The 25,425-nt window shown below is 70.3% G+C and carries 22 protein-coding genes and 1 pseudogene; 15 read left to right on the plus strand and 8 right to left on the minus strand.

What is annotated here, in order from left to right; translation table 11 throughout:
• Positions 1 to 711 precede the first annotated feature (711 nt).
• The 6 genes from ACIGXJ_RS18445 to ACIGXJ_RS18470 all read left to right on the plus strand — a co-directional run bounded on the left by ACIGXJ_RS18445 (position 712) and on the right by ACIGXJ_RS18470 (position 7,647).
• Positions 712 to 1,893 carry an ROK family protein gene (locus ACIGXJ_RS18445; RefSeq protein ID WP_399646255.1) on the plus strand — a complete coding sequence of 394 codons (1,182 nt, stop codon included), beginning with the start codon at positions 712 to 714 and terminating at the stop codon, positions 1,891 to 1,893.
• An 86-nt stretch (positions 1,894 to 1,979) separates the two neighbouring features.
• Positions 1,980 to 3,719, plus strand: coding sequence for an alpha-glucosidase (locus ACIGXJ_RS18450; RefSeq protein WP_399646258.1), 1,740 nt, complete (start codon positions 1,980 to 1,982; stop codon positions 3,717 to 3,719).
• Positions 3,720 to 3,757: 38 nt separating this feature from the next.
• Positions 3,758 to 5,071, plus strand: coding sequence for an ABC transporter substrate-binding protein (locus tag ACIGXJ_RS18455; protein ID WP_399646260.1), 1,314 nt, complete (start codon positions 3,758 to 3,760; stop codon positions 5,069 to 5,071).
• A gap of 151 nt (positions 5,072 to 5,222) precedes the next feature.
• Positions 5,223 to 6,116 (plus strand): carbohydrate ABC transporter permease, encoded by an 894-nt coding sequence (locus tag ACIGXJ_RS18460; RefSeq protein WP_399646262.1) that lies wholly within the window; start codon positions 5,223 to 5,225, stop codon positions 6,114 to 6,116.
• A gap of 2 nt (positions 6,117 to 6,118) precedes the next feature.
• Positions 6,119 to 7,048, plus strand: coding sequence for a carbohydrate ABC transporter permease (locus ACIGXJ_RS18465; protein WP_399646954.1), 930 nt, complete (start codon positions 6,119 to 6,121; stop codon positions 7,046 to 7,048).
• Between the two features lie 158 nt (positions 7,049 to 7,206).
• Positions 7,207 to 7,647, plus strand: a complete 441-nt coding sequence (locus tag ACIGXJ_RS18470) for an ATP-binding protein (RefSeq protein WP_399646265.1) — start codon at positions 7,207 to 7,209, stop codon at positions 7,645 to 7,647.
• A gap of 328 nt (positions 7,648 to 7,975) precedes the next feature.
• Here the strand turns inward: ACIGXJ_RS18470 and ACIGXJ_RS18475 are convergent.
• Positions 7,976 to 8,230: pseudogene (locus ACIGXJ_RS18475) on the minus strand (acyl-CoA dehydrogenase family protein); the annotation flags it as partial.
• A 246-nt stretch (positions 8,231 to 8,476) separates the two neighbouring features.
• On the opposite strand from ACIGXJ_RS18475, the gene ACIGXJ_RS18480 reads away from it, so the two are divergent.
• Together ACIGXJ_RS18480 and ACIGXJ_RS18485 are read left to right on the plus strand one after the other, a co-directional pair.
• Positions 8,477 to 10,501 carry a zinc-ribbon domain-containing protein gene (locus ACIGXJ_RS18480; RefSeq protein ID WP_399646267.1) on the plus strand — a complete coding sequence of 675 codons (2,025 nt, stop codon included), beginning with the start codon at positions 8,477 to 8,479 and terminating at the stop codon, positions 10,499 to 10,501.
• 654 nt (positions 10,502 to 11,155) lie between these two features.
• A complete protein-coding gene (locus tag ACIGXJ_RS18485; protein ID WP_399646269.1) occupies positions 11,156 to 11,851 on the plus strand; it encodes an alpha/beta hydrolase in 696 nt (231 codons plus the stop codon).
• Between the two features lie 622 nt (positions 11,852 to 12,473).
• Here the strand turns inward: ACIGXJ_RS18485 and ACIGXJ_RS18490 are convergent.
• The 3 genes from ACIGXJ_RS18490 to ACIGXJ_RS18500 form a co-directional block, all read right to left on the minus strand.
• Complete coding sequence (locus tag ACIGXJ_RS18490; protein ID WP_399646271.1) at positions 12,474 to 12,890, minus strand: CBS domain-containing protein; 417 nt, start codon at positions 12,888 to 12,890, stop codon at positions 12,474 to 12,476.
• Positions 12,891 to 13,478: 588 nt separating this feature from the next.
• A complete protein-coding gene (locus ACIGXJ_RS18495) occupies positions 13,479 to 14,201 on the minus strand; it encodes a 3-keto-5-aminohexanoate cleavage protein (protein WP_399646274.1) in 723 nt (240 codons plus the stop codon).
• Between the two features lie 151 nt (positions 14,202 to 14,352).
• Positions 14,353 to 14,985, minus strand: coding sequence for a LysE family transporter (locus tag ACIGXJ_RS18500; protein ID WP_399646277.1), 633 nt, complete (start codon positions 14,983 to 14,985; stop codon positions 14,353 to 14,355).
• Positions 14,986 to 15,356: 371 nt separating this feature from the next.
• Between ACIGXJ_RS18500 and ACIGXJ_RS18505 the strand changes: the two genes are divergently transcribed.
• Positions 15,357 to 15,908 carry a hypothetical protein gene (locus ACIGXJ_RS18505; protein WP_399646280.1) on the plus strand — a complete coding sequence of 184 codons (552 nt, stop codon included), beginning with the start codon at positions 15,357 to 15,359 and terminating at the stop codon, positions 15,906 to 15,908.
• 97 nt (positions 15,909 to 16,005) lie between these two features.
• On the opposite strand, the gene ACIGXJ_RS18510 is transcribed toward ACIGXJ_RS18505, so the two are convergent.
• Positions 16,006 to 16,338: a hypothetical protein gene (locus ACIGXJ_RS18510; RefSeq protein WP_399646282.1), complete on the minus strand. Its 333-nt coding sequence runs from the start codon at positions 16,336 to 16,338 to the stop codon at positions 16,006 to 16,008.
• A gap of 131 nt (positions 16,339 to 16,469) precedes the next feature.
• On the opposite strand from ACIGXJ_RS18510, the gene ACIGXJ_RS18515 reads away from it, so the two are divergent.
• On the plus strand, positions 16,470 to 17,243 hold the full coding sequence (locus ACIGXJ_RS18515; RefSeq protein ID WP_399646285.1) for a maleylpyruvate isomerase N-terminal domain-containing protein: 774 nt from the start codon (positions 16,470 to 16,472) through the stop codon (positions 17,241 to 17,243).
• A gap of 410 nt (positions 17,244 to 17,653) precedes the next feature.
• Here the strand turns inward: ACIGXJ_RS18515 and ACIGXJ_RS18520 are convergent, their stop codons facing one another.
• Positions 17,654 to 18,142 carry a GbsR/MarR family transcriptional regulator gene (locus ACIGXJ_RS18520; protein WP_399646287.1) on the minus strand — a complete coding sequence of 163 codons (489 nt, stop codon included), beginning with the start codon at positions 18,140 to 18,142 and terminating at the stop codon, positions 17,654 to 17,656.
• 73 nt (positions 18,143 to 18,215) lie between these two features.
• Here ACIGXJ_RS18520 and ACIGXJ_RS18525 point away from each other — a divergent pair, with 73 nt between their 5' ends.
• Entirely contained in the window at positions 18,216 to 19,118 is a 903-nt protein-coding gene (locus tag ACIGXJ_RS18525; protein WP_399646290.1) for an ATP-binding cassette domain-containing protein, read from the plus strand.
• Positions 19,115 to 20,722: an ABC transporter permease gene (locus ACIGXJ_RS18530; RefSeq protein ID WP_399646293.1), complete on the plus strand. Its 1,608-nt coding sequence runs from the start codon at positions 19,115 to 19,117 to the stop codon at positions 20,720 to 20,722. Before ACIGXJ_RS18525 ends, ACIGXJ_RS18530 begins: the two co-directional genes overlap by 4 nt.
• A 10-nt stretch (positions 20,723 to 20,732) precedes the next feature.
• On the opposite strand, the gene ACIGXJ_RS18535 is transcribed toward ACIGXJ_RS18530, so the two are convergent.
• Both ACIGXJ_RS18535 and ACIGXJ_RS18540 read right to left on the minus strand, forming a co-directional pair.
• Positions 20,733 to 22,136, minus strand: a complete 1,404-nt coding sequence (locus ACIGXJ_RS18535) for an MFS transporter (protein WP_399646956.1) — start codon at positions 22,134 to 22,136, stop codon at positions 20,733 to 20,735.
• Positions 22,137 to 22,470: 334 nt separating this feature from the next.
• Positions 22,471 to 23,001, minus strand: a complete 531-nt coding sequence (locus ACIGXJ_RS18540) for a DUF488 family protein (RefSeq protein WP_399646295.1) — start codon at positions 22,999 to 23,001, stop codon at positions 22,471 to 22,473.
• 147 nt (positions 23,002 to 23,148) lie between these two features.
• Here ACIGXJ_RS18540 and ACIGXJ_RS18545 point away from each other — a divergent pair, with 147 nt between their 5' ends.
• The 3 genes from ACIGXJ_RS18545 (at position 23,149) to ACIGXJ_RS18555 (ending at position 25,363) form a co-directional block, all read left to right on the plus strand.
• Positions 23,149 to 23,490: a hypothetical protein gene (locus ACIGXJ_RS18545; RefSeq protein WP_399646298.1), complete on the plus strand. Its 342-nt coding sequence runs from the start codon at positions 23,149 to 23,151 to the stop codon at positions 23,488 to 23,490.
• Between the two features lie 144 nt (positions 23,491 to 23,634).
• On the plus strand, positions 23,635 to 24,168 hold the full coding sequence (locus tag ACIGXJ_RS18550) for a 2'-5' RNA ligase family protein (RefSeq protein ID WP_399646301.1): 534 nt from the start codon (positions 23,635 to 23,637) through the stop codon (positions 24,166 to 24,168).
• A 229-nt stretch (positions 24,169 to 24,397) separates the two neighbouring features.
• Positions 24,398 to 25,363, plus strand: a complete 966-nt coding sequence (locus ACIGXJ_RS18555; protein ID WP_399646304.1) for an alpha/beta hydrolase — start codon at positions 24,398 to 24,400, stop codon at positions 25,361 to 25,363.
• The last annotated feature ends 62 nt before the right edge of the window (positions 25,364 to 25,425 follow it).

Consider the following 25,425-nt stretch of genomic DNA (forward strand, 5'->3'; position numbering starts at 1 on the left):
CTCGGCCCGGCGCACGTCCCGCCCGCTCTGAAAGGCCGGACGACGTGCTGTGGGCGTGCGAAGACCAGGAACGCGCGCCGCCCGGCTCGTGTCGGCGAGCGGAGGCGGGGATGAGCCGCGCGCTGGATGAGCGGGCTCTACGGGCCCGTGAGTCGGTCGAACTCCCTTCCGGCCGGGCCGGCAGATGCAGAGGCGTTCGGGTCGTCCGGGGGACCGGGACGGGATGTGTCTCCGGCAATCACCCGGGCCTGGGACACCCCTGGATACGGGGCGGGCGAGCGAGGCGGGCCGCGGCGCCGCACAGGAACCGTGTTGCCGCTCTGCGGTCGCGAGACAACGTCGCGTTATTTCTTCGCCGTGTCAATGAAATGAACAAGATCTCTTCCTGAGAACGGACCAGATGGCCCCCCGATGAGTTGTATAAGTGGACAAAAGCCGCGCAAGATCACGCCTGGAGGGTCATATCACGGTTACGTAACACGGGGTTTTCTTTCTTGACGCACAAAATGAGGGGGGACAGACTCCTGTCATCCGAAGTCGCCCCGCCCACTGGACGGACGGGACACCACCCAGGGAGGCCGCCATGACGGTCGCCGTACTCGCCTTATCGGCCACGCTCCCGCCGGCCGGCCCGCAGCCACTGGCCAACGGCTCCACCGCCGCGCCACGCTGGTACCTCTTCTGACCGATCGTTCTCCGGAGGCATGTGTGATGACCCCGTCCAAGATCCGTTTCTCGGAGCTTGTCGGTGAGCAGACCCGCGCGGAGATCTTCGCGACCGTCCTCACCGCGGGGCCCATCTCCCGCACCCAGCTCGCGCAGCGGCTCGGACTGGTGCCCTCCAGCGTGACGCGGATGCTGCCGCCGCTCCTGGAGCACGACTACCTCCGCGAACTGGACACCGCCCCCACCGGGCGGGGCCGGCCGCAGAAGATGCTCCAGGTCAACCCGGACAAGCACATCGTCGTCGGCGCGAAGATCGGCCCGGCCCAGGTCTCCGCGGTCGTCACCGACATGGCCGCGGGCGTCCTGGCCCGCGCCGAGGCCCCCATCGCCGACCGCACCCCCGAAACCGCCCTGTCCGCCGTCGCCGACCTGACCCGAAGGCTTCTGGAAGAGGCGCCCGAGGCGGCGGACAGGGTGCTCGGACTCGGGGTCGGGGTCAGCGGACACGTCGACCAGGCCGCAGGCGTCTGCCGCTACTCCGCCCTGCTCGGCTGGAACAAGGTCGACGTGGCGGGCCCCCTGCGCCAGGCCACCGGCCTGCCGGTCGTCGTCAACAACGACGTCAACACCCTGGTCGTCGCCGAACGCTGGTTCGGCCAGGGCAGGGACGTGGACTCCTTCGCCGTGGTCACCGTCGGCCCCGGCATCGGCTGCGGCCTGCTCCTGGACGGCGCCCTGTTCTCCGGCGCCACCGGACTGGCCGGAGAACTCGGCCACCTGCCCCTCGACCCGGCGGGCCCCATGTGCAGCTGCGGCCGCCGTGGCTGCCTGGAGGCCCTGGCCGGCGACCGCGCCGTGCTGCGCCACCTGACCGACGCCGGAGTGGACTGCGCGGACATAGGCGAGGCGATCGACCTCGCCCGCTCAGGCCCCGAGGCGGCCCGCACCGTCGCCCGCTCCGCCTTCACCGAAGCCGGAAACGCCCTCGGCAGGGGCCTTGCGGGCCTGTGCAACCTGCTGAACCTCCAGAAGATCATCATCGCCGGGGAGGGTGCGGTCGCCCACGACCTGTTCGGCCCCGCCATGTCCCGGGCGATGCAGGCCCAGGCCTTCTCCACCGCCGCCCAGGACTGCGACATCCACGTGGACCCCGTCCACCACGACCTCTGGGCCCGCGGCGCCGCCTGCCTCGTCATCCAGGACGCGGTCGGCGCCGCTCGGGCCTGACCCCGCCCGGTCGGCGCCGCTCGGCCCTGACCCCGCTCACCCCAAGAAGAACACCCAGTACCCAAGACCCACGATGAGGATTTGACGTGCCCGAAAACGTGGCCGGCCCTGCCGACTCCTGGTGGAGCGACGCGGTGGTCTACCAGATCTACCCCCGCAGCTTCGCCGACTCCGACGCGGACGGCGTCGGTGACCTCCAGGGCATCATCGAGCGCCTCGACTACCTCGCCCAGCTCGGCGTCGACGTGCTGTGGCTCTCCCCGGTCTACCCCTCCCCGCACGACGACAACGGCTACGACATCAGCGACTACCAGGACATCGACCCGCTGTTCGGCACCCTCGCCGACTTCGACCGGCTCCTCGACGCCGTGCACGAGCGCGGCATGAAGCTGGTCATGGACCTCGTCGTCAACCACACCAGCGACGAGCACCCCTGGTTCACCGCCTCCCGCGACGGCGGACCGGACGGGCCGCGCCGCGACTGGTACATCTGGCGCCCGCCCCGCGCGGGCATGGAGCCCGGCACACCCGGCGCCGAACCCAACAACTGGGGCTCCTTCTTCTCCGGCCCGGCCTGGACCTACGACGAGAGCAGCGGCGAGTACTACCTGCATCTGTTCTCCCGCAAGCAGCCCGACCTGAACTGGGACAACACCGAGGTCCGCCAGGCCGTGTACGCCATGATGCGCTGGTGGCTGGACCGGGGCGTGGACGGCTTCCGGATGGACGTCATCAACCTGATCTCCAAGGCACCCGGCCTGCCCGACGGGCCGGTGCACGAGGGCGGCCGGTACGGCGACGGAAGCGCCCACTACATCTGCGGCCCCCGCATCCACGACTACCTCGCCGAGATGCACCGCGAGGTCTTCGCCGGGCACCCGCGCCGGTTGCTGACCGTCGGGGAGATGCCCGGCGTCACGGTGGAGCAGGCGCGGCTGTTCACCGACCCCGCCCGCCGCGAGGTCGACATGGTCTTCCAGTTCGAGCACGTCGGCCTCGACCAGGGGCCCGGCGGCAAGTTCGACGTCCGCCCGCTGAAGCTCACCGACCTCAAGGCCAGCCTCGGCCGCTGGCAGGCCGGCCTCGGCGACACCGGCTGGAACAGCCTGTACTTCAGCAACCACGACCAGCCGCGCGTCGTCTCCCGCTTCGGCGACGACGGCCCCCGCTACCGCGACCGCTCCGCCAAGCTGCTGGCCACCGTACTGCATCTGCACCGCGGCACGCCGTACGTCTACCAGGGCGAGGAACTCGCCATGGCCAACGCCCCGTTCGCCTCCATCGGCGACTTCCGCGACATCGAGTCCCTCAACCACCACCGCGACCAGCTCGCCCTCGGCGTGGACGAGGAGCAGATCCTGACCGGGTTGCGTGCCCGCGGCCGCGACAACGCCCGCACCCCCATGCAGTGGGACGCCGGTGAGCACGGCGGCTTCACCGCCGGCACCCCCTGGATCGCCGTCAACCCCGACCACAAGCAGGTCAACGCCAAGGCCCAGCTCGCCGACCCGGACTCCGTCTTCCACTACTACCGGCGCCTGATCGAGCTGCGGCACACCGAACCCGCCGTCACCCACGGCGACTTCCACATGCTCCACCCCGACCACGAGCAGCTCTACGCCTTCACCCGCCATGACCGGGAGCGGGGCGTCGAACTGCTCGTACTCGCCAACTTCGGGCCGGCCGAGCTCACCGTCGACCTGCCCGACGGCTGGCAGGACAGCGACACGCTCATCGCCAACCTTCCCGCCACCTCACCTCTCACGAGCACCTGCACCCTGCGTCCGTGGGAAGCCCGCGTCCACCGACGCCGCACCGCCGCCTGACCCGCCCTTGTCGCAACGACGCACATCGAGGAACCGCCATGAACAACCCGCGCACCCGTACCGTCCGCAGAAGGTCTCTCCTCCTCGCGGCCTCCACCTTCGCCCTGCTGGCCCCGCTGACCGCCTGCGGCGGCTCCGACACCGGCGCGGGCGACGGCAAGACCCTGCGGCTGTGGCACTACGAGCAGCAGGACGGCGCCCTGAGCAGGGCCTGGGACGCGGCGATCGCCGAGTTCAAGAAGACCCACCCGGACGTCAAGGTCGTCTTCGAGCGCAAGACGTTCGAGCAGATCCAGCAGAACGCCGGCATGATCCTCAACTCCGACAAGGCGCCCGACGTCATGGAGTACAACAAGGGCAACGCCACCACCGGCCTCCTCGCCAAGCAGGGCCTGCTCACCGACCTCACCCCGCTGGTGAAGGAACACGGCTGGGACAAGGCGATCAGCGAGCGGGCGTCCGTCACCGCCCGCTACGACGCCAAGGGCGAGATGGGCGGCGACAAGTGGTACGGCATACCGAACTACGGTGAGTTCGTCCTGACGTACTACAACGACGACCTGTTCAAGAAGTACAAGGTCGACAAGCCCACCGACTTCAAGAGCTTCGAGGCGGCGCTCGCGAAGTTCAGGGCCGCCGGCATCACCCCGCTCGCCAACGCCGGCAACGACCACCCCGCAGGCCACTGGCTCTACCTGCTCGCCCTGTCCAAGGCCACCGACGCCTGGGTGGACGACTACCAGCTCTTCAAGGGCAAGGTCGACTTCCACGGTCCCGAAATGACCTACGCGGCCGACAAGTACCAGGAGTGGCTCGACAAGGGCTACTTCGAGAAGAAGGACGTCGGCCTCAAGGGCAGCGACATGACCGAGCAGTTCGTCTCGCAGAAGCGGCCCATCATGGTCGGCGGGAACTGGTGGTTCGGCAGCCTGACCACCGACATCACCGACTTCTCCTGGTCCACCGCCCCCTACCCGGGCAGCGAGAAGACCCTCGGCTCCGGCGGCAACCACTGGGTCATCCCCACCCGGGCGAAGAACAAGACGCTCGCCGAGGACTTCATCGCCATCACCATGTCCGACAAGATCCAGAAGCTGATCGGCGAGGAGGGCAACGTCCCGCTCGCCGCCAAGGCGGACACGATCACCAACGCCAAGTCGAAGGGACTGATCACCGCCTTCGACACCTACCAGGCGGACAACGGCCTGGCGTTCTACCCGGACTGGCCGGTCGCCGGCTACTACGACACCTGGCTCGCCTCCACCCAGAACCTGATGAACGGCGGCAAGCCCGACACCGTCCTCGACGAACTCGCCGCCCCGTACGAGAAGTACATCTCCACCCGCTCCTGACAGAGCCGCGGCCGACGCCGCTCCGCCGCACACTCCGCATCGCCCACGGCCCCGACCCGCGCGCAGAACCGGGTCAGGCCCAGATGCCGCGCCGTTCAGGGGACGGCGCCCCGGCTGCCCGGGCCGCCGTCCCGCCCACCTAGGAGCAACCGTGAAAACCACACGTCACCGGCGGTCCACGGGCTACGCCGTCTTCCTCGCCCCAGGCCTGCTGCTCGCTCTGCTGTTCCTCGTCGTCCCGCTGGTGATGACCTTCTACTACAGCCTCACCGCCTGGCAGGGCATCGGCACCCCTGTCTTCACCGGCTTCGACAACTACACCCGCCTGTTCCAGGACGCCGACTTCTGGGCCTCCTTCCGCAACATCGCCTTCGTCATCGTCGGCATCGCGGTCGTACCGACCCTTCTCGGCCTCTTCCTCGCCGCCCTGCTGTTCGACTACATCGGCAAGAAGCACGGCGACGGCGTCGTCGGAGTCTTCCGCTCCGGCCTCTACCTGCCCCAGGTCATCCCCGTCGCCGTCACCGGCCTGATGTGGGGCTGGATCCTCGCCCCCGAAGGCGCCGTCAACAGCATCCTCGACACCGTCGGCCTCTCCTCGCTTCAGGAGAACTGGCTCGGCGACCCCGACCTCGCCCTGTGGGTCGTCCTCGGCGTGCTGGTCTGGATGCAACTCGGCTACCCGCTCGTGCTGTTCCTGTCCGGCCTGCAGCGCATCGACCCCGAACTCTACGAAGCGGCCTCGCTCGACGGCGCGTCCTGGTGGCAGCGCTTCACCCGCATCACCGTCCCGATCCTGCGGCCCGAGGTCTACGTCGTCCTGGTCACCACCACCATCGCCGGCCTGAAGGTCTTCGCCCAGATCTTCGTCCTCACCGGCGGCGGACCAGGCAACTCCACCCTGGTCCCGGCGTACTTCGCCTACCAGAACTTCTTCGAACGCGCCGACGTCGGCTACGGCTCCGCGATCTCCAGCACCATCACCCTCCTCGTGCTGATCATCGCCGGCACGATGCTCACCCGCCAGGCCCGCGAGGAGCGATGACCATGATCACCCACACCGACGACGACACCGCCACCGCGCCCGCCCTCCGCAAGACCGCGCCGACGGGACATGCCGCACCCAGGCGACGCCGGAAGCAGAGAAAGGCCGACGGCCGAGGAGTGCGCTCCTACGCCGTCCTCGCCGCGGTCACCGTGTTCGTCCTGGCCTTCCTCGCACCCTTCGGCATCATCCTGGTCAACTCCTTCAAGACCAGCGCCGACTACCGCTCCAACGGCTCCCTGTCCTGGCCCGAGCAGTGGAACTGGAGCATCATCGGCGACGTCTGGGAACGCGTCGACTTCACCCAGAAGCTGGTCAACAGCATCCAGATCAGCCTCGGCGTCGTCGTCATCGCCGTCGTCCTGGCCCTCTTCAACGCCTACGCCATCGGCATCGGCCGCATCCGCTGGCGCACCGCCTTCCTCGTGTTCTTCCTCGGCGTCAACGTCCTGCCGCAGGAGGGCCTGGTCTACCCCATCTACTACCTGTTCAAGGAACTCGGCCTCTACGACGGCAAACTCGGCTACACCGTCCTGGTCGGCATCACCTACAGCGCCTTCGGCACCTACCTCCTCTCCTCCGTCTTCAGCAGCTTCCCCCGCGAACTCATCGAAGCGGCCTCCATGGACGGCGCCGGCCGCTGGACCATCCTGTGGCGGATCGTGCTGCCCATGAGCTGGCCCACCCTGTCGGTGATGTGCGTGTTCTTCTTCGTCTGGAGCTGGAACGAGTTCCTCTACCCGCTCGTCCTGCTCATCTCCAACGACCAGCAGACGGTCCCGCTCGGCCTGTCCGTCATGCAGGGCCAGTACACCAGCGACCCCACCGCACTCAGCGCCGCAGCCCTCCTCGGCGTCATCCCGATGATCGTGTTCTTCCTCATCTTCCAGCGCACCCTGACCCGCGGACTCACCGCGGGCGCCGTCAAGTAACCGCTCCGGCGGCACACGCCACCCCGGATCCGGACCACCGCAGCCCCGCCACCGGATCCGGGGTCCAGCCACCGACTCCCCACCATGGCCCAGACCAAGGAGAACCCACCGATCCGCACCGCGACCCCCCACCGCACATCCTCGATGCGAGGCTCCCCATGCAGACCACCACCGACCAGATCGCGACCCAGCGCCGGCATCCGCACGACCGGACGAGCCACCTGCCCCTGGAAGGCGCACCCCGAGCAGTCCAAGCCGCCCGGCACCACGCGAGAACGACCCTGCGCACCTGGGGCGTTCCCCACCCCGTGATCGAGGACGCCCTCCTCGTCATCTCCGAGCTCGTCACCAACGCCTACCTGCACACCCCGAGCGGCACCGCCGACCTGCACCTGGCCACCGACGAACAGCAGCTCGTCATCCGCGTCCACGACACCTGCGCCACCGCACCCGCCCCGGCCGCGGCCCACCCCGACCCCGAGCAGGACCACGGCCGCGGCCTGGGCATCGTCCGTGCCCTCGCCGAAGCCTTCGGGTGGACCCACACGCACACCGGCAAGACGGCATGGGCCCGACTGAGCCTGCTGCCGGCCTGCTGACTCCCGGCACATAGCGCGGCCCGTGCCCCTGAAGATGTCCGTCTCCGCCCAGGCGGCGGTTCCGGAGAACGCCCTCGCACGGACGCGGCAGGAGCACATACGCGCCGTGCCCCGCCCAGGACCCGGGTGGGGCACGACGCGTCGGGGCGGGAGGCCGGGTTCTCCCGGCTCGACCGCGGTGTCGGGCGAGGATGTCGTAGGACTTGAAGTAGGTCCCGACGGAGATCCGGGTGGCGAACAGAGATGTGGCGTTCCCGGTGCCTCGGTAGAGGTAGAGGGTGCCGGCGGGCGTGCGGGCCAGGAGGTCGGCGCGGCAGGCCGGCTTCCGGCCGAACGCCTCCCGGGTCGACAGGTGGGCGACGGCGTGGTCGAACGCCGCCTGCGCCGTGCCGACACCGGCGGCGGCGATGCCGATACGGCCCAGCGTGAGGGGCACGAGTGTGTGCCGGAGTCCCTGTCCCGGCTCGCCGCCGAGCAGGCAGTCGTCGGTGAACTCGACGTCCTCGAACCACACGTCGGCGGTGAGCCGGCCGCGGTTCGAGTTCGCCGAGGACACCGTGCTCGCCCTGTTCACCGACGGCATCGTCAACGCTGGCCGGTCACACCCGTCGTCCGGTCCGGCAGGTTGTCGGCCGGGCTGTACGTCCCTGTGGACCGGTGCCGTGTGTCATACCCCGGACATAGAGTCCTCATCGGCACTGTGCAGCTCGTTGGTGGCTGCCGGTCGGGAGCGCGCGCGGTCTGCGCGTTTCCGGCTTGAACCGAATCGTCCACGGGAGCGAACGTGCGCAGACCCGGTTCTCCGAAGGCCTCGGAGGAGCCAGAACTGATGAATGCCTGGCTGGCCGAGCTCAACGAAGGACTGGATCCAACCCGCCTGACCATCGGCAGCGCGAAGTACGCGTACCTGCGGTGCCGGGGTTGCGGATTGCCGTACCGAGCGCAGATTCGGCACTTCGTGGCCGGGCGCACCTGCCGGACCTGTGGCGTCGCACGGCAGGTCCTCTCCTCGCGTCTTCCGGTTGCGGGACGATCGATTGCCGAACTGAGGCCCGACCTGGCTGCGGAATGGGACAGTGAGCGCAACGAGGTCTCAGCAGCCCAGGTCGCCGCCCAGTCCAATGCGCCGGCTCGTTGGTGGCGCTGCCCCACGGATGACCGGCATCGTTATGACATGCCGCCGAGCGAGCGCCGGCGCGGCAATGGATGCCCGTACTGTTCCGGACGCCGGGTCGGGTATGGCAATGATCTGGGCACCGCCTACCCGGAGTTGGCGGCAGAATGGGTCGCTGCCCCTGGCCGGCCGGGCCTTGCACCCTCAGATGTCACCCCCTTCTCCGCAACGCTGGTTTCCTGGCGCTGCCTCCATGACAACCGTCACCGTTGGACGGAAAAGGTCTCGCAGCGGACACGCCGCCCGTCTTGCCCGTTCTGTAGCGGCTCGCGGATTGATGGCACGAACAACCTCGCGGTGCGCCGTCCAGATCTGGCGGCGGAGTGGCACGCGGAACTCAACGGCTTGCTGCGCCCGGAAGGTATCGGCCCTGGCTCCCGCCGCAAGGTGAACTGGAAGTGCGGCACGTGCGGTCACGTGTGGGCGGCCGCCATAGGGGAGCGCGCCGGAAGCGGCAGCCGCGCCGGGACGGGATGTCCCCTGTGCTCCGTGGGTCGACGCGGTCAAACCCGGCGTCGACCACCTGCGGGACAGTCACTCGCCGATCGCGCTCCCCATGTCGCACGGGAGTGGCATCCCACCCGCAATGCGCCTCTCACACCCGCCGATGTCCGGCCCGGTACTCCGAGGCCGAAGCGCTGGTGGCGGTGCGATGCCGGACACGAATGGCTTGCCACGGTCGCCTCTCGAGTGGCCGATGGGCGTGGCTGTGGGTCCTGTTCAGGCCAACGAGCAACACCAGAGCGCAATCTCGCCATTGTCGATCCGGGCATGGCTGCCACCTGGCACCCCGTGCTCAATGGTGCACTGCGCCCTACCGACGTCCTGCCTGGGTCTAAGCGCACAGTGCACTGGCTGTGCCATAACGGTCACACGTGGAAGCAGCAGGTCGTCAACCGAGTGAGGTCCAGGCAATGCGGTGAGTGCGCCGGTAGGCGAGCAACAGCTGCCAATAACCTCGCCGCCAAGCACCCCGATCTCGCGGTCGAATGGGAGAGGGCCGCCAACTGGCCCCTGCTGCCTCAGCACGTGCTGCCGGGCAGCAACTCGTCCGTGACCTGGCGCTGTTCTCGTGGTCATACCTGGGAGGCCATGGTCAGCAACCGCACCGGACTGGGGTCTGGATGCCCCCGCTGTCAGATGTCGGCCACATCAGTGCTCGAAATCCGTCTCTACGCCGAACTCGCATACGTGCTGTCACGTTGTGGCTTCACCACACAGCACAACGTTCGCTTGACCGACCCGCGCATCCCCACCCGCTACCGATCGGTCGACATGCTGTTCGTGGATGACAGCGGAGGTATAGCCATCGAGTTCGACGGGGCCTACTGGCACGTTGCGGAACGCAACCGCACTGACAGGCGCAAGACCGACGCGCTGCTGAACGCCGATTATGGGGCGCTGCGTGTCCGGGAAGCACCGCTGGAGTGTGCGGGACTTGAGGAACTCTCCGTGCCCAAGAACCAGCATCCTCACCTGACCGCCGCCGCGGTACTGAAGCGGATGCTGGAGTTGGACTGGCTGCGCTCGACCGATGTCCGGATCGTCGAGGACTACCTCAGCGCCGAGCAGGCCATGGCGGAGCACCACGCCAGGCAAATGATCCATGAGCGAGGTGGCTACGACCTCGCGGCATCAGCCGCTATGCTCCGCACCAAAACGGGCCGTGTCACGCCGTGACACCGCAGACGTGTGGCGGCACCTCCGCACGTCGAAGCCGCCCACGTTGCCGAGGACCACGGAAGACCTTGCCGCCGCCAGAATTTCAAGGCGCCTGCCAGGGTGGCAACGGCCCACGCCATCACCGGGTTGCTGGTCGCCAGAGGTGTCGATACCCGGGACGACCTCCACTCGTGGCTCGGCCACCAGGACAATCGTGCCGCCTTGCGCGCTGTGAAAGGGATGGGGCCGAAGAGCGGCGACTACATCGGTAACCTGGTCGGTCGATCGCAGGTCGCAGTGGATGTACACCTGCGCGCCTTTGCCGTGTACGCCGGTATCTCGGACCTCCGCTACGAGGCACTGCAAGCCGCGTCTGAAGAGACAGCCGCAGTCCTCGGGCACGAAGCCGGCGGACTGGAGCACGCCGTATGGCAGTTCGAGTCACAGGCTGGTAACCAGGGCCCGGGAGACACGCTTACCGTGCGGCATCTTGTACGTGCTGCACACCTGGACACCGTAGGAGCATCTGCGCCGGAACCTCGGTTTCGGCTCGGGCACGACGTGCCGGCACCGGCCCGCACGGCTGGACTGATCTCGGTCCGCGGTCGACGCCCGTTCTGCTGTCAGCCAAGACTGTCACGGCTGCCATGGCGCGGGGGAGAGGATCGGCACATGCAACCGATCTTCGTCCTCGTGCACAGCCCCTCAGTGGGCCCCTCGACCTGGCACCCGGTGGCCGAACAGCTGGCGGCGGCGGGACACCAGGTGCGGGTGCCGTCCTTGCTGCACATCGGGGCCGGTGCTCCGCCCTTCTGGCCTCGCGTCGTGGACGCCGTCCGCGACGATCTGCGGCAGGTCCCCGCCGGCAGCCCCGTCACGTTGGTGGCCCACAGCAACGCAGGACTGTTTCTCCCGGTGATCCGCTCGGGCCTCGACCACCCGGTGGTCGGCTCGGTCTTCGTCGACGCCGCACTGCCGGCCCGGGTCGGGCCGACCCCTGTGGCCGCGTCCGAGTTTCTGGAGTTCCTCCGCCCCATGGCGGTGAACGGCCGGCTGCCGCGCTGGACCGACTGGTGGGACGAGGCGGACGTCGCACCCATGTTCCCCGATCCGACCCTGCGGCAGAAGGTCACCGAGGAGCAGCCCACCCTGCCGCTGTCCTACTACGAGCAGCACATCCCGGTGCCCGACGCCTGGGACGACCACCCCTGTTCCTACTTGCTGTTCAGCCCTCCGTACGACGACGCTGCCGCCGAGGCCGGTGATCGCGGCTGGCGTGTGGCACACCTGGTCGGTGAGCATCTGCATCAGATCGTCGATCCCGCGGGTACAGCCCGGCACCTCGTCGAGCTCGCCCATACGGCCTGACCCGTTTCCCATACGCGCCCTGACGACTTCGCCCGCGGTTGCCCGCGGCACGTCGAGGAGCGCGGCGCCGATGGGTCTCACCCCGCAAGGTCTGGCCTAGGACGGTCGTCAACCGACGCGCGATGGCGTCAAGTCGGCGCCGCGATGCCCTCCGTATTTCTGCAGCCCCTGATGCCGATGCGACCGCACCGCCGTGCCGACCGCGGGGAACCGATGTTCCCCTCACCTCGACGGAGTCGGAGACGGGGTGACGCTGTGGGCAGCACCTACACCCGACACCCTTCACATGATCCTCACAGGCATCCATCGGTAGTACGGCCGACGAGGGCACCCGGTCCCGAACGCCTGTTGAGGAAGGGACGCGTCGTGATGATCGTGATATCCGTCGCGGTGCTGCCAACGCTGTGCTTGATGCTGTGGGCCATGGATCGTGTGGAGACCTGGATCTCCGAGCCACCCTCGGTGCCTCGCCATGCTCGTGGGCGGCGTCATTTGCGGCTCATCCCCGGCGGGGCGCCGGAGTCGGGTTCCCGGCCGCTGGCTGCGCCGCTCGAACGGCGAAGGGATGCCGCCTGACCTGGGGGCCGGAGCCGTCGGCTCCGGCCCCCAGGTCAACTGTGCTTCAGTCGCTGGAGATGACTTCCAGCAGGTCGCCGACCGCGCGGTCGGGCAGGGCGCGCGCCACGTCGGCCAGGGCGACGATACCGACCAGGCGGTGGCCGTCGATGACGGGCAGGCGGCGCACCTTGTGCGAGGCCATGGTGCGCAGGATCTCCTCGGCGTCGTCGTCCGCGCCGATGGTGACGGCTTCCCCCTGGGCGAGGTCTCCGGCCTTGACCTGCGCCGGGTCCTTGCCGGCACCGAGGACCTTGACGACGATGTCCCGGTCGGTGAGTACGCCCTTGAGGCGGTCGTCGGTGCCGCAGATGGGCAGCGCACCGACGCTGAGCTCGGTCATCTTGCGGGCCGCGTCCAGGACGGTGTCCTCGGCGCCCACGCACTCCGCACCCTCGGTCATGATCTCTCGGGCGGTGGTCATGAATCCTCCTGAAAAGCGGCGAATGTCTCCGATGCTGTCGGATAACCCGCAGGCGAGACGGCGAAACCCGCCGGGGGAGATCTTGCTTGTTCCGGAGTCCTGACGCGCTTGCTGATGGGCAACCATGGCCCGAAGGGACGATTGTGCGGCTGAAGCCCCGCAGTGCCTCTCGCCGCCAGGCGACCGCCCCTCACGATCACACCGTCATGGGTACAGCTCCGACCGGTACGCCGGTCGGGGCCATCCCTGTCTGCCGAGGACCGTGCACCCCTTCTTCCCGTGGTGGTTCACCCGGTTGGCCGGGCTTGCGGTGGCCAGTCGGGGCGGGCCGGGCCCTGGGGTGTGCGTCATCACGGCAGGAGCAGGAGCAGGAGCAGGAGCAGGGCGTTGGCGGCGAGGCCGGTGAGGAGACCGAGCCAGACGCCTTCGGTCTCCAGCCCGGCGAGGTGGCCGAGGAGCCAGGCGGCGGGCAGGCCGATCAGCCAGTAGCCGACCAGAGTGAGGGAGTCGCCCCCGAGCAGGGCCAGGTCTACGACGGGTCGTACGGCCGTTCGCGAGCAGTGCCGCCGACCGCGAACCTCAGGGATCTCAGCGCTGGTTACGCCGGATGATCCCGCGCGCTGCTCGGATGAGGGCGGCGTTGTCCGGGGAAGGGGTGCCGTCGGGGAGGTGGAGCACGTCTTCGAGCCCGATCCGGGTGTCCAGGCGGCGCGAGGCCGCAAGTTCGAGTACGGGCCATGCGGCTGTGTCCTCGCCGTGCATGAGGATCGGCACGGAGACTGATCGGAGTTCCTCCAGCAGGTCGGCCGCGGCGTCGAGTGCGTCCTGCGCAGCCGGTTCGGTGATCTCGGCCAGGACGCGCAGAACATGGCGGGATCCGGGCCAGTCGAGAAAGCGCCGTGCCGCGGGAGTGCCGGAGTAGATACCGGCTTCGATGCCGATTCCCCGGTCGAGCAGAACTGTTGCGAGCTCGGTGGCGCCGTCCTCGTGCCAGTTCACGGAGGCGTGGTCGGGCAGCACGTTCCAGGCCCGGACCTGCGCGACGCGGTCCTGACGTCCGGCCGCGGCCCAGGCGCCGGTGGTGACTCCGACCGGGATGCCCGGGACGGCAGACCGCACGGCGGTCACGGCGGCCGCGACGGCGGCGGCTTCCAGCGTGTCCTGACCGTCGGGGCCCTTGGGGTGCAGATGAATGTCCTCGGCACCGGCAGCGACAGCTTCACGGGCCGCCACCGCCAACTGCTCAGCGGTCACCGGCAGATGCGAACACTCGGCGCTGCTTCGCGCACCGTTGAGACAGACCTGCAGCATGACGCCATCCTGGCAGACCCGAGGCCCGCAGCGTCCCTGGGCGTGCGGGCGTGCCCGCAGACCAGGCACGTCACACGGCGGCCGGCAACCGGGCCGCGACGACCGGAGCCCTACACCCGTCGGGAAGGGTGCGCACACCCGGCAAGAGCTCTCATGGGGCGGACACGAGAAGGCGGACGGCCAGCGCGGTGATCAGGGCGCTCGAGAGCAAGGCGGTCACGAGCCGTCCCCGCCTCCCGGTCAGGACCCGGCCGAGCAACGCCCCGCCACCGGCCAGCAGCAGCTGCCAGCTGGCGGACGCGGCGAAGGCGGCGAGGACGAACACCGCCTGATGCGCGACATCCGGGCGCACCGCGGTGCTGCTTCCGAGCACCAGCGCCGTGAAGTAGATCATCGTGGTGGGGTTCAGGACGGTGATGCCGATGAGAGCCATATACGCCCGCAACGCGCTCGCCGGCGTCCGGCCGTCACGAGCGGCCGTCCCGCCCTTTCGGTACTCGCCGACAGCGGCCGCCCCGCCCCGGAGCGCCAGTGCGAGGAGCACGAGCGCCGAGGCCCAGCGCAGCGGATCGATCACGGGTCGCAGTACACCGGTGAGGGCGGCACCCCCGACGACGGCGGCCAGGGCGTAGATCCCGTCGGCCGTGGCGACCCCGAGGGCCGCACCGGCCCCGGTCCTGAGCGAGGTGCGCGCCGAGAGCGCCACCAGATACGTCGCGACCGCCCCGACCGGAATGGCGATGCCATAGCCGGCCGCGAGCCCCGCGACCAGGGCCGCCGTCACGAGCGGACGAAGCTCGGCCCCGAGCGGACGCAAGGCTGTCGCTGCCCTGCCGCCCGTCGTGCGGCGGGGCTCGGCGACAGGAAGGCAACGGTGTGGTTCATGGCCAGATTGTGGCCCGGCGGTACACGGCGTGCGAGGGAATAACCGTCGCTCGTCCCGCCCGCTGTACCTGCGGGAGACGGCGCCGTGGGGCACGGTCACCCAGCCGTGCGCAGGCGAAGCAATGCGCGTGCCGCTTGCGACATCCCTGGCGAGCCCTGCCGCGCACAGTGGAGTCGGCGTGTACTCCGCGTTCACGCATGGACGTTGACGGCGCACACAGATCGCCTGGAGTATCTATCGTCGGCCCATCTCCACACGGGGGAAATCACGTGAGAAAGCGTTTGTCGCGTACGGTCTTCCTGGCCGGCGCTGCCGTGATCGCCGCCGGGCTGCCCGGCACGGCGCACGCGACGCCAGAAGCCACAGCCGGCGGGGCGGTGACCGCGGACGAGAAGGGGCACTACCTGTTCTGCACGGGTCGGTCGGGTGACAGATCCATCGTCGTGGACCTGTACGAGAACTCCCTGTACGGCGCCGTCGCCGGCGTGGTCGTCGAAGGGCCGGACGGCGAGTACGGCGGTGGCGCAACCCCGTCGCGCCTCTTCGACAACGGCTCGGTCTCCGTCGAAGTGCCCGTCGAAGCACACGGCGCCGGCGGCGGCCCGGCGGGTACCGCCGTCATCCAGGGCACCTACGCGGCCACGGGAGAACCGGAGCGGGTCCACGAGGTCACCCGGGAGCCCTCCTGGGTGGTCGTGGCACGTGGGACCAGGCAGCAACTCGGCTCCGCGCTGACCATCACGGTGCTCGACACGACCACCCCGCTTTCCTGCGAGTCCTCGTTCGCCTTCGATCTCAAGGTGACGCGGACGCCGGTGTAGGTCTCTCGGTCCGCCGCTGGTGCGCCACCACCGGCGGACCACTTCACCGGACGCGCTTGGGGCGTACAACTGGGCCTTCGCCGAGGAGGAAGGATGCTCACCGTGGCGGCGTGAACGGCCCGCCCCCGCACGGTCGTCCACCCGAAGCCTGGACCGGCACGCGGACGAAGCCCTCGGTCCAGTGGTCCTCATCGAGGTCGTACTCCTCGATCTGGAAGCAGTCCGGCTCGTCGGCGAAGCCCGGCAGAAGACGCGCGCGACGGGCCCGCTCTTCGGCCACGGCCTCGGAGGAGTAGATGCCGAGCAGCTTGACGTCGTCGCCGTCAGGCTCGTCGATGACCAACACGCCCTCGTCGTCGAGGTGAATCGTCGCGCCGTCGGGGCCGGCCTCGTTCTGGTGGCTGATGTGCCAGAGGGGATAGACCTTCACGGGCGCAGGCTATCCCGGGCCCATCCGGGGAATGTTCCCTCTCAGAGCAGTAGCTCTCCGCCCCGCCCGTCGACGTGTTCGGCGAACAAATTCGCTGTCCGGCGTCCGGAGCCCCGTGATACACAACCGACGTGCAAAACAACTTGGAGTTCCCCGAGGTCCTGCGGCTGATCGAAGACCGCTCGGCCGCGTTCCGCGCCGCGATCGAGTCCGCCCCCGACCTTGACGCCCAGGTCCCGACCTGCCCGGACTGGACGCTGCGCGAACTCGCACAGCACCTCGGCGACGGCCGCCGCCGCCAGGCCGCCATCGTCGCCGCGGGCCCGGGCGCCGAGCCCCCGGCGAAGACGGACCCGAAGGGTGCTCCGACCGCACCCCGCGACCGCGAGGCCCTGGACGCCTGGCTCGCAGGGTCGACCGCGCTCATGCTCGACGCGCTGCGCGAGGCCGGCCCGGACCGCGGCTGCTGGACCTGGTGGGGCCGTTCGCAGGCCCCGCAGACCAGCGGAGCCGTGGCCCGGCACCAGATCCAGGAGATCGCCGTCCACACCTACGACGCCCAGCTCACCCAGGGGGCCGCACAGCCGCTGCCGGCGGACGTCGCGGTCGAGGGCGTGGACGAGTTCCTGACGACCGTCTCGGCGACGACCGTCCCCTGGCCGTTCAAGCCGGCGACCATCGACCTGCACGCGACCGAGGGCCGCTCCTGGCGCCTGACCCTCGACGCCGACGGCGTCCGCTGCGACGACCTCGCCGCCGACGCGGAGCCGGGCGACATGACGATGCGAGGCCCGGCGAGCGATCTGGTCCTCTACTTCTACGCGCGCGCCCCGCTCGACGCCCTGCGGATCACCGGCGACACCATGCCGATGGAGCAGCTCGCGGAGTGGGACCCGAACGCGTAGAGCGTGCACGCGTGGCCCGTCTGTCGGTTGTGCGCGCGCTCCTGCGGGCGCCGCTGGGCCCGGAGTTGCGGACATCGCGCGGCTGCGGGCAGGCTACGGGCCGCTGTTCAAGGGCGAAAGGCGCACCTGCGGGCGGCTCACGCTCAACTGGGCACGGGTACGCGGGGGGTGCAGATTGCTGGAGCTGACCTCGTAGGTCGAGCAGCAAGGGTCCGGTAGCGGTCGTAGTCGCCGTCGGCGTGCAGGGTGCGGTTCCGGCCCCGCCGCGACCTGGCCCTCGACGGCCAGTGCCACCCCTTGCGGGAACCTGCGAACCTGCCGGTGTCCCGGACGTTCGACAAATACAGCTCGTGCGCCCGGTGCCCCATAACGCACACCGTGCGCCACCCCCCGGCGGAGAGCCCTAAGCCCTAGTCGAGCGTGTCGAAGGTCCTGGCCCTGTGGGCTCGCCAGCGTTCCATCATGGCGGCCAGTTCCGTCCCCATGAACTCGAAGAAGGCCAGGGTCTCGGCGATGCGGCGGCCGGCGGGGGTGGCGGGTCCGAGGCTGGCCACGCCGTCCCGCAGGGCGTCCTCCCAGCGTTTGAGGATGGCCTCGCGGTTGGTGAGGGCCTCGTACCACTGGTCGGCGTGGACGCGGTAGCGCTCGCGGCGGGAGCCGGGTTCACGTTCGCGGGAGACCATGTGGACCTGGGAGAGATAGCGCACCGCCCCGGAGACGGCGGCCGGGCTGATCTTCAGCTGTTCGCCCAGTTCGGCGGAGGTCAGCATGCCCTCGTCGGAGGCGAGGAGCGCGCCGAACACCCGGGCCGGCATCCGGGGCATGCCGGCCTCGACGAGCTGAGCCGCGAACGACTCGACGAACCTCGACACCGCTTCCGCGTCCCTGGACTCCGACATACGGCCACCCTACCGGAAATTCATGCAGTTCCTTAACTTCACAAATTTCTGAATGAAGCGTAGGTTCTGAAGCATGACCAAGGCCATCACCGTCAGCGGACTGCACAAGTCCTTCGGCGCCACCCACGCACTCGACGGACTCGACCTGGAGGTGGAGGCCGGGGAAGTGCACGGCTTCCTCGGGCCGAACGGCGCGGGCAAGTCCACGGCCATCCGCGTCCTGCTCGGCCTGCTGCGCGCCGACTCCGGCGCGGCTCAGGTGCTCGGCGGCGACCCCTGGACGGACGCGGTCGACCTGCACCGGCACCTCGCGTACGTCCCAGGCGACGTCACCCTGTGGCGCAACCTCTCCGGCGGCGAGGTCATCGACCTGTACGGCCGGCTGCGCGGCGGGCTGGACTCCCGAAGGCGCGACGAGCTGATCGACCGTTTCGAGCTGGACCCGACCAAGAAGGGCCGCACCTACTCCAAGGGCAACCGGCAGAAGGTCGCCCTGGTCGCCGCGTTCGCCTCCGACGTGGAACTGCTCGTCCTGGACGAGCCGACCTCGGGCCTGGACCCGCTGATGGAGGAGGTCTTCCAGCGGTGCGTCGTGGAGGCGCGCGAGCGGGGCCGGACGGTCCTGCTGTCCTCGCACATCCTCAGCGAGGTGGAGGAGTTGTGCGACCGGGTCAGCATCATCCGAAAGGGCCGCACCGTCGAGACCGGCTCGCTGGCCGACCTGCGGCATCTGACCCGCACCAGCGTCACGGCCGAACTGGCCGGCCCGCCGAACGGCCTCTCGCGGCTGCCCGGCGTGCACGACCTCGACGTACAGGGCAACCGGGTGCGGCTCCAGGTCGACGCGGACGGCCTGGACGCCGTACTGCGCTCTCTCGGTGAGTCCGGGGTGCGGTCGCTGACCTCGACGCCGCCGACGCTGGAGGAGCTGTTCCTGCGGCACTACCAGGACGACCTGAGTGGAGCCGCACGATGACCGCCCTCGCCTTCGCCGTACGTGCCGCCGGCGCGCGTCCGCTGGCCGGGACCGGCACGCTGGTGCGGTTCGCCCTGCGGCGGGACCGGGTGACGATCCCGGTGTGGGTCGGCGTGAACGCACTGATGGTGCTGTCCATGCCGAACACGCTCAAGGGCATGTACGCCACCGCCGGCGAGCGCGCCGGCCTGCTCCGGCAACTGGAGACCAACACCTCGCTGCGGGCGATGATCGGCCCGGTGTTCGGTGACTCGTACGGCGCCCTGACCGCCTGGCGGGTCGGGGTGTACGCGGGGGCGCTGGCGGCCGTGATGAGCCTGCTGCTCGTCGTACGGCACACCCGGGACGAGGAGGAGAGCGGCCGGCAGGAGCTGATCTCGTCCGCGATGGTCGGCCGACGCGCCCCGCTGACGGCAGCTCTGCTGACCGCGGCCGCCGCGAACGCCGTACTCGGGCTGCTGATCACCGGCGGACTGTGGTCGCAGGGCGGCGGCGGGGCGATCGCCTTCGGAGTGGGGATCGCGGGGCTCGGCATGGTCTTCGCGACCACGGCGGCGATCGGCGCCCAGCTCACCGAGAGCGCACGGCTGGCACGCGGGCTCACGGCGGCGGTGCTGGGAGCCGCTTTCGTACTGCGCGCCGCGGGCGACTCGGCGACCGACGACGGCTCGTCACCGCTGACCTGGCTGTCCCCCCTCGGCTGGCTGGAGAACCTCCGCCCGTACGCCGGCGAACGCTGGTGGGTGCTCCTGCTGTTCGCCGCGGCGATCCTGCTCCAAGGCCTGCTGGCCTACGAACTCGCCGGGCGCCGCGATGTCGGCATGAGCTTCCTGCCCACCCGGCCGGGCCCCGCCACCGGCCGCCTCGGCACCGCCGGCGCGCTCGCCCGACGGCTCCAGCGGGGCAGCCTGCTCGGCTGGAGCGCCGCCTTCCTGGTCGCCGGGACCGTCTACGGCGCGATGACCGAGGGCGCGGCCGACCTCGTCGGCGACAACGACCGGGCCCGTGAGATCTTCCAGCGCATGGGCGGGCAGACGGCCCTGACGGACGCCTTCCTCGCGGCGATGGCGGGCTTCTTCGGCCTGGTCGCCTCGCTGTACACCGTCGCGGCCGTGCTGCGCCTGCACGGCGAGGAGACCTCCGGCCGCGCGGAGCCGCTCCTGGCCGCCCCCGTCGGCCGGCTCCGCTGGGCGGCCGGACACCTGGTGATCGCCTTCGGCGGCAGCGCACTGATCATGCTGCTCGCCGGGACAGGTCTCGCCCTGGGACATGGCCGCGACACGGCGGCGGTGCTCGGCGCCTGCATGGTCCAGCTCCCCGCGATCTGGGTCGTCGGCGGCGTCGCCGTCCTGCTGCACGGCGTCACCGCCCGAGCGGCGACAGCCGCCTGGGCCGTGGCCGCAGCGGCCCTCCTCCTCGGCTGGATCGGCCCGGCCCTGGACGTCCCCCAGGCAGTCCTGGACCTCTCGCCCTTCGGACACCTGCCGAAGCTGCCGGGCGGCGCAATGGAATGGGGCCCGGTGACCGGCCTGACCGCGACCGCGCTTGCCCTGGTCGCAGCCGGCCTCGCGGCACTGCGCCGACGGGACCTGGCGTACGGCTGAGAGCCGCGGGTCACTTCTGCCGGGAGTGCATCGGGCTGCCGGCCGCATCGTCCGTGCACTGCCCGTGCTTCCCGCGCCTGCCCCGGTCGCGTCTCCAGTCGAAGGCGGCCAGAGCCAGGGAAGTCAGCATCCCCGCGACGGCGGCGCCCAGGGCGATGACGAGGGCGCCCTGATAGTCGTCACCGCTGCCGAGGACCATGTAGAAGAGGCCGGGCAGGGCAGCCGTGCCCACCGCGGCGCCGAGCCGCTGGCCCGTCTGCAGGGCGCCTCCCGCCGCGCCGGCCATGTGGACGGGCACGTCCCGCAGGGTCATGGTGATGTTCGGTGAGACCACAAAGCCTCCTGCGACACCACCGAGGAACAGGACAGGCGCGGCGATCCAGGGAGCCATGCCCAGAGGGGCGAAGCGCAGCAGCAGAGCGGCTCCGCCCAGACCACCGATCACTCCGGCGAGGCCGCAGACGGTGAGCAGGCGGCCGTACCGGCTCACCAGCCGGCCCGCGACCACAGCGGCACCCGCCGAGCCCAGGGCGAACGGCGTGACGGCGAGGCCGGACTGCAAGGGCGAGTAACCCAGGCCGTTCTGGTAGAAGAGGGCGAAGACGAGCCAGACGCCGCTGAAGCCGATGAAGTACAGGGTGCCGACGCCGGCGCCCACGGCGTAGCCGCGCACGGTGGTGAACAGGCGCGGGTCCAGCAGCGGTTCGGTCCCCCTGGAGACGAGACGGTACTGCCGGCGGACGAAGACGGTCAGGACCAGAGCACCCACAGGGAACATCCACCACAGGCGGCGCAACCCGTCCGACTCCGCCTGGACCAGCGGATTCATCAGGGCGAGAACCCCGAGTCCGAGGAGAAGCACACCGGGCACGTCCACGTGGCTCCGACCGGACCGCGGGCTCCGCGGCAGCAGCCGGCGGCCGAGCAGGACGGCGAGGATGCCGATGGGGACGTTGATGTAGAAGATCCAACGCCATCCCTGCTGGCCGTCGGCCAGGCCGAGGATCGTGCCGCCGATGAGGGGACCGGACGCGGAGGAGACGCCGACCGTCGCTCCGAAGTAGCCGAAAGCACGTCCGCGTTCGGCGCCGCGGAACAGTCGCTGGATGAGCGCCGAATTCTGGGGCGCCATGAATCCGGCCGCCAGTCCCTGGGCGAGACGGGCCACGATCAGCAGGGTGATGTCGGGGGCGGCACCACAGGCGGCGCTGAAGACGACGAAGCCGCAGAGCGCCGTCAGGAAGATGCGGCGCCGGTCCAGGGCGTCACCGAGCCGTCCGGCGGTGACGAGGGCGAGGGCGAAGGTGAGGGTGTAGCCCGATACGACCCACTGCACCTGCGCGGGGGAGGCGTGCAGGCTGTGCTGGACGGTGGGCAGCGCGACCGCCACGATCGTGACGTCCAGCAGGCTCATGAAGCCTGCCACCAACGTGACCCAGAGGGCGCGCCAGCGGTGCGGATCCGGCTGGTAGTCGTCCGTCCGGCCGTCGGGGCCCTGGTCGCCGGGCTCTGTCACATGAAGTCCTCTCGCACCTCTCGCACGGTCCGGCCGAACAGGTTCCCCCGTCGTGGCGCGTGCACACAGACGGCCGGCACACGGGCTGTGCCGCCGGGTACCCGACGTTCACCACCTCGATCAGTTGAACAGTTCCCGAGGGCTGCTTCCACCGCCACCGCGCCCGTCCGGCGGGTCCGCCGGCCGGTGACCGGGGGAGAAAGCCCCGCGTAGGGGTCCTGCGGACCCCGCATCAGCCGGGCGGAGGGTAGGACAGGGAGCCGTCGTCGCCGACCTGAGCGTGCGGGCTCAGGGCGGCCGGTCTCGCCGAGGTGTCCGACATGATGTGCACGACCTCTGCACCGGAGACGATCAGCGCGTCCGTGATCAGCCTTCGATGGCACCGCCATGGCACCGCCTCGCTGCACATGATCGCGGGCCGCTCGTGCTCGGCCAGTTCCAGCAGTTCGCCGAGCCCTTGTGCGAACGCGTCCGTGCTCATGTAGTCCGCGTAGTCGCGGAACGCCTTGACCTGCCACGCGCCGTTGGGGCTCGGCACGCCTTTCGGTGTGTGACGGCGGCCTCCCAGCTCACGGATCCAGCGGTACCCGATGTCGGGTGGCAGGGTGTCGACGACGGCCGACTGGTTCCACTGCGGATACTTCCGGGACGAGGGGTACGAGCGGACGTCGACCAGGCAGGTGACGCCGTTCCCGCGCAACATGCCGAGCACCGCGTCGAAGCTGCGGGTCGAGTGTCCGATCGTGTAGACGCGAGCTGTCATTGCGCTGCCTTGTGTATGTCCCGCACTGGGGCACTGCCGTGCCGGGTTCCCCTCGCCTGGCCCTCCAACCGCCGCGGACGCCGCGGAGCAGCCCCTGCCCGGGCGCTACGGCGCTGAGGTCGGCGTGAAACGGGCACCATTCCCCACGTGGAAGCTGACCAGCCGCTGGAGAAGACCCCGGACGGGCGCTTTGTCGTGATCAAGGGACGGAAGTGGCGGGCGACGGATCCATCGATCCCTGAGGAAGTCGCGGCTCGTCTTCGCCGTCACCTGATGTCGGCTCGTCGCGCGGTGCGCTCTGCGACGACCGAGGGGGATGAGAGGGCCGAACGGACGGCGCGATCTCGCGTGAATCGGGCGAAGGTCGCGCTGGGGGAACGGGGCACACCCTGGTGGGAGCAGTCCGAGGGCGAGCGTCGCCGGCGATGGGAGCAGGGGCTTGCGACCCTGGATGCCGAGGCGCAGCGCGGCAGCCGTGAAGGGCAGTGACGTGATCGCCACCGCCACCGCCACCGCCACCGCCTCCGGCCGCAAACTGTGGCCAGGGCGGCTCCGACTTCCGAGGCCGATCCGAGCGTGGGATGGGGGAGCCTGCGTCACGAGGGTGCCGTTGATCGCCGGTAGCCTACGGCGGTGCGCACGGTCGAGCTGTTGTTGGATGAGTCGGCGGACGCTGCGGTCCGGGAGGCCTGGCGACGGCTCGCGGACGCGGGGCTGCCCAGTCAGGCGCGCCACCGCTCCCCGAGCAACAGTCCGCACGTCACTCTGGCCGCCTGCCCGGAGCTGACCGCCCCGATCCGCTGGGAGCTCGCCGAGGTCGCGGCCGTCCTGCCGCTGCCGGTACGGTTCACCGGCTTGATCCGCTTCGAGCGGCCCACCTCGGTGCTCGCCTGGGCGCTGCACGCCGACTCCGCGCTGGCCGGCTTGCACCGCAGGGTGTGGGAGGCGCTCGCCTCGGACACCCCGCCCGACGCTCTCAACCCCCTGCACGCGCCTGGCCGCTGGAAGCCGCATGTCACCCTCGGCCGGACCCGGCGGGCCGGTGCCTTCGCCGACCGGCGGGTCCCTGAACTGCTGCCGGCGCCGCCGCCGTCTGCCCAGCTCATCACCCTGCGCAGCTACGACACCCAGACCGGCGCCCTGGAGGTGCTGGGACCCCGCCTGTGAGCCACGGTCGCTGCGGAGAAGGTCCGGTTCGAACGCGGCCGTGTCCCCTGTCCGCGACGCGCAGCGGACGCACTCGGGCTGCCTGCCCTCTCCAGCGCCGGCCCGCCGTAGGGGTGATCCCGCAGGACAGACGTGACCACACGCCTGCGACGGCAGGTGCTTGAACAGCCACCCCGCCCCAAGGATGCTGGCCGCAAGATCCACCACACCGTACGACGAGTGGAGAGCCGTGACCCTGGACAAAGGCCTGACCACCGAGATCATCGCTGCCCCGACCCGCACGCTCGGCACGCAGCCGGCCGTCCCGGTCCCGCCGGGCGTCCGCCGCATCACGGTGCCGGCGGGGTCCGTCACCCTGTCGGGGCTCCAGAGCGAGCCGTCGCACAGCCCGCCGCGTGCCCTCGTCGTCGCCCTGCACGGCGGCGGTATGAGCGCGGGATACTTCGACGGCCAGGCCCACCCGGACCTCTCCCTGCTGAGGCTCGGCGCGCACCTCGGCTACCGGGTGGTCGCCCTCGACCGCCCCGGTTACGGCGTGTCCGCCGCCCAGTTGCCCCACGGCCGTCCGCTCGCCGAGCAGGCGGCCGAAGTCGCCGCCGCCGTACGGCAGTTGGCCTCCGACGGCGCTGTGGGCGGAGGGGTGCTGCTGCTCGGTCACTCCTTCGGCGGCAAGCTCGCCTTCCTGCTCGCGGCCGAGCAGGCACCGGAGGGGCTGCTGGGACTGGACGTCTCCGGCTGCGGCACCCGGCTCGCCGTAGGGCCGGAGCAGGTGCGGCAGGGCGGAAGCGTACGACGGCTCAACTGGGGACCACTGAGCCTGTACCCCTCCGGCACCTTCCAGGCCGGCGCGGCGGCCGTGGCGCCGATGCCGCAACGCGAGGCCGAGTCGGTCGGCGGCTGGGAGGGGCTTTCCACCCAGGTGCTGCCGAGGGTCCGGGTGCCCGTCCGGCTTACCTTCGCGGAACACGAGGCGTGGTGGCGCCACGGGGACGAGGACGTCGCCGAAGTCGTCGGCAGGCTGGCCGGGGCGCCGCGCGTGGTCGTGGACCGCCTGCCCGGCGCCGGCCACAACATCAGCCTCGGCTGGGCCGCGCGCACGTACCACCTCAGGGTGCTGGCGTTCGTCGAGGAGTGCCTGCGGGCGTCGGACCGTACGCAGGTCCTCAGCGGCTCCGTCCCTGACGCCGGGCCGTGATCGGATGTCTTCGGCGCGTCTTCCGCGCCCTGCGCGGCGGCTTGCGTGCCAGGGTCGTCGAC

The organism is Streptomyces sp. NPDC053367 (assembly GCF_044545925.1).
Lineage (GTDB): Bacteria > Actinomycetota > Actinomycetes > Streptomycetales > Streptomycetaceae > Streptomyces.

Excerpts from the sequence above, each read along its gene's own strand:
- ACIGXJ_RS18445 (WP_399646255.1), top strand. The coding sequence starts at position 712 with ATGACCCCGTCCAAGATCCGTTTCTCGGAGCTTGTCGGTGAGCAGACC.
- ACIGXJ_RS18455 (WP_399646260.1), top strand. The coding sequence starts at position 3,758 with ATGAACAACCCGCGCACCCGTACCGTCCGCAGAAGGTCTCTCCTCCTC.
- ACIGXJ_RS18465 (WP_399646954.1), top strand. The coding sequence starts at position 6,119 with ATGATCACCCACACCGACGACGACACCGCCACCGCGCCCGCCCTCCGC.
- ACIGXJ_RS18470 (WP_399646265.1), top strand. The coding sequence starts at position 7,207 with ATGCAGACCACCACCGACCAGATCGCGACCCAGCGCCGGCATCCGCAC.
- ACIGXJ_RS18480 (WP_399646267.1), top strand. The coding sequence starts at position 8,477 with ATGAATGCCTGGCTGGCCGAGCTCAACGAAGGACTGGATCCAACCCGC.
- ACIGXJ_RS18485 (WP_399646269.1), top strand. The coding sequence starts at position 11,156 with ATGCAACCGATCTTCGTCCTCGTGCACAGCCCCTCAGTGGGCCCCTCG.
- ACIGXJ_RS18490 (WP_399646271.1), bottom strand. The coding sequence starts at position 12,890 with ATGACCACCGCCCGAGAGATCATGACCGAGGGTGCGGAGTGCGTGGGC.
- ACIGXJ_RS18495 (WP_399646274.1), bottom strand. The coding sequence starts at position 14,201 with ATGCTGCAGGTCTGTCTCAACGGTGCGCGAAGCAGCGCCGAGTGTTCG.
- ACIGXJ_RS18520 (WP_399646287.1), bottom strand. The coding sequence starts at position 18,142 with ATGTCGGAGTCCAGGGACGCGGAAGCGGTGTCGAGGTTCGTCGAGTCG.
- ACIGXJ_RS18525 (WP_399646290.1), top strand. The coding sequence starts at position 18,216 with ATGACCAAGGCCATCACCGTCAGCGGACTGCACAAGTCCTTCGGCGCC.
- ACIGXJ_RS18530 (WP_399646293.1), top strand. The coding sequence starts at position 19,115 with ATGACCGCCCTCGCCTTCGCCGTACGTGCCGCCGGCGCGCGTCCGCTG.
- ACIGXJ_RS18535 (WP_399646956.1), bottom strand. The coding sequence starts at position 22,136 with ATGAGCCTGCTGGACGTCACGATCGTGGCGGTCGCGCTGCCCACCGTC.
- ACIGXJ_RS18540 (WP_399646295.1), bottom strand. The coding sequence starts at position 23,001 with ATGACAGCTCGCGTCTACACGATCGGACACTCGACCCGCAGCTTCGAC.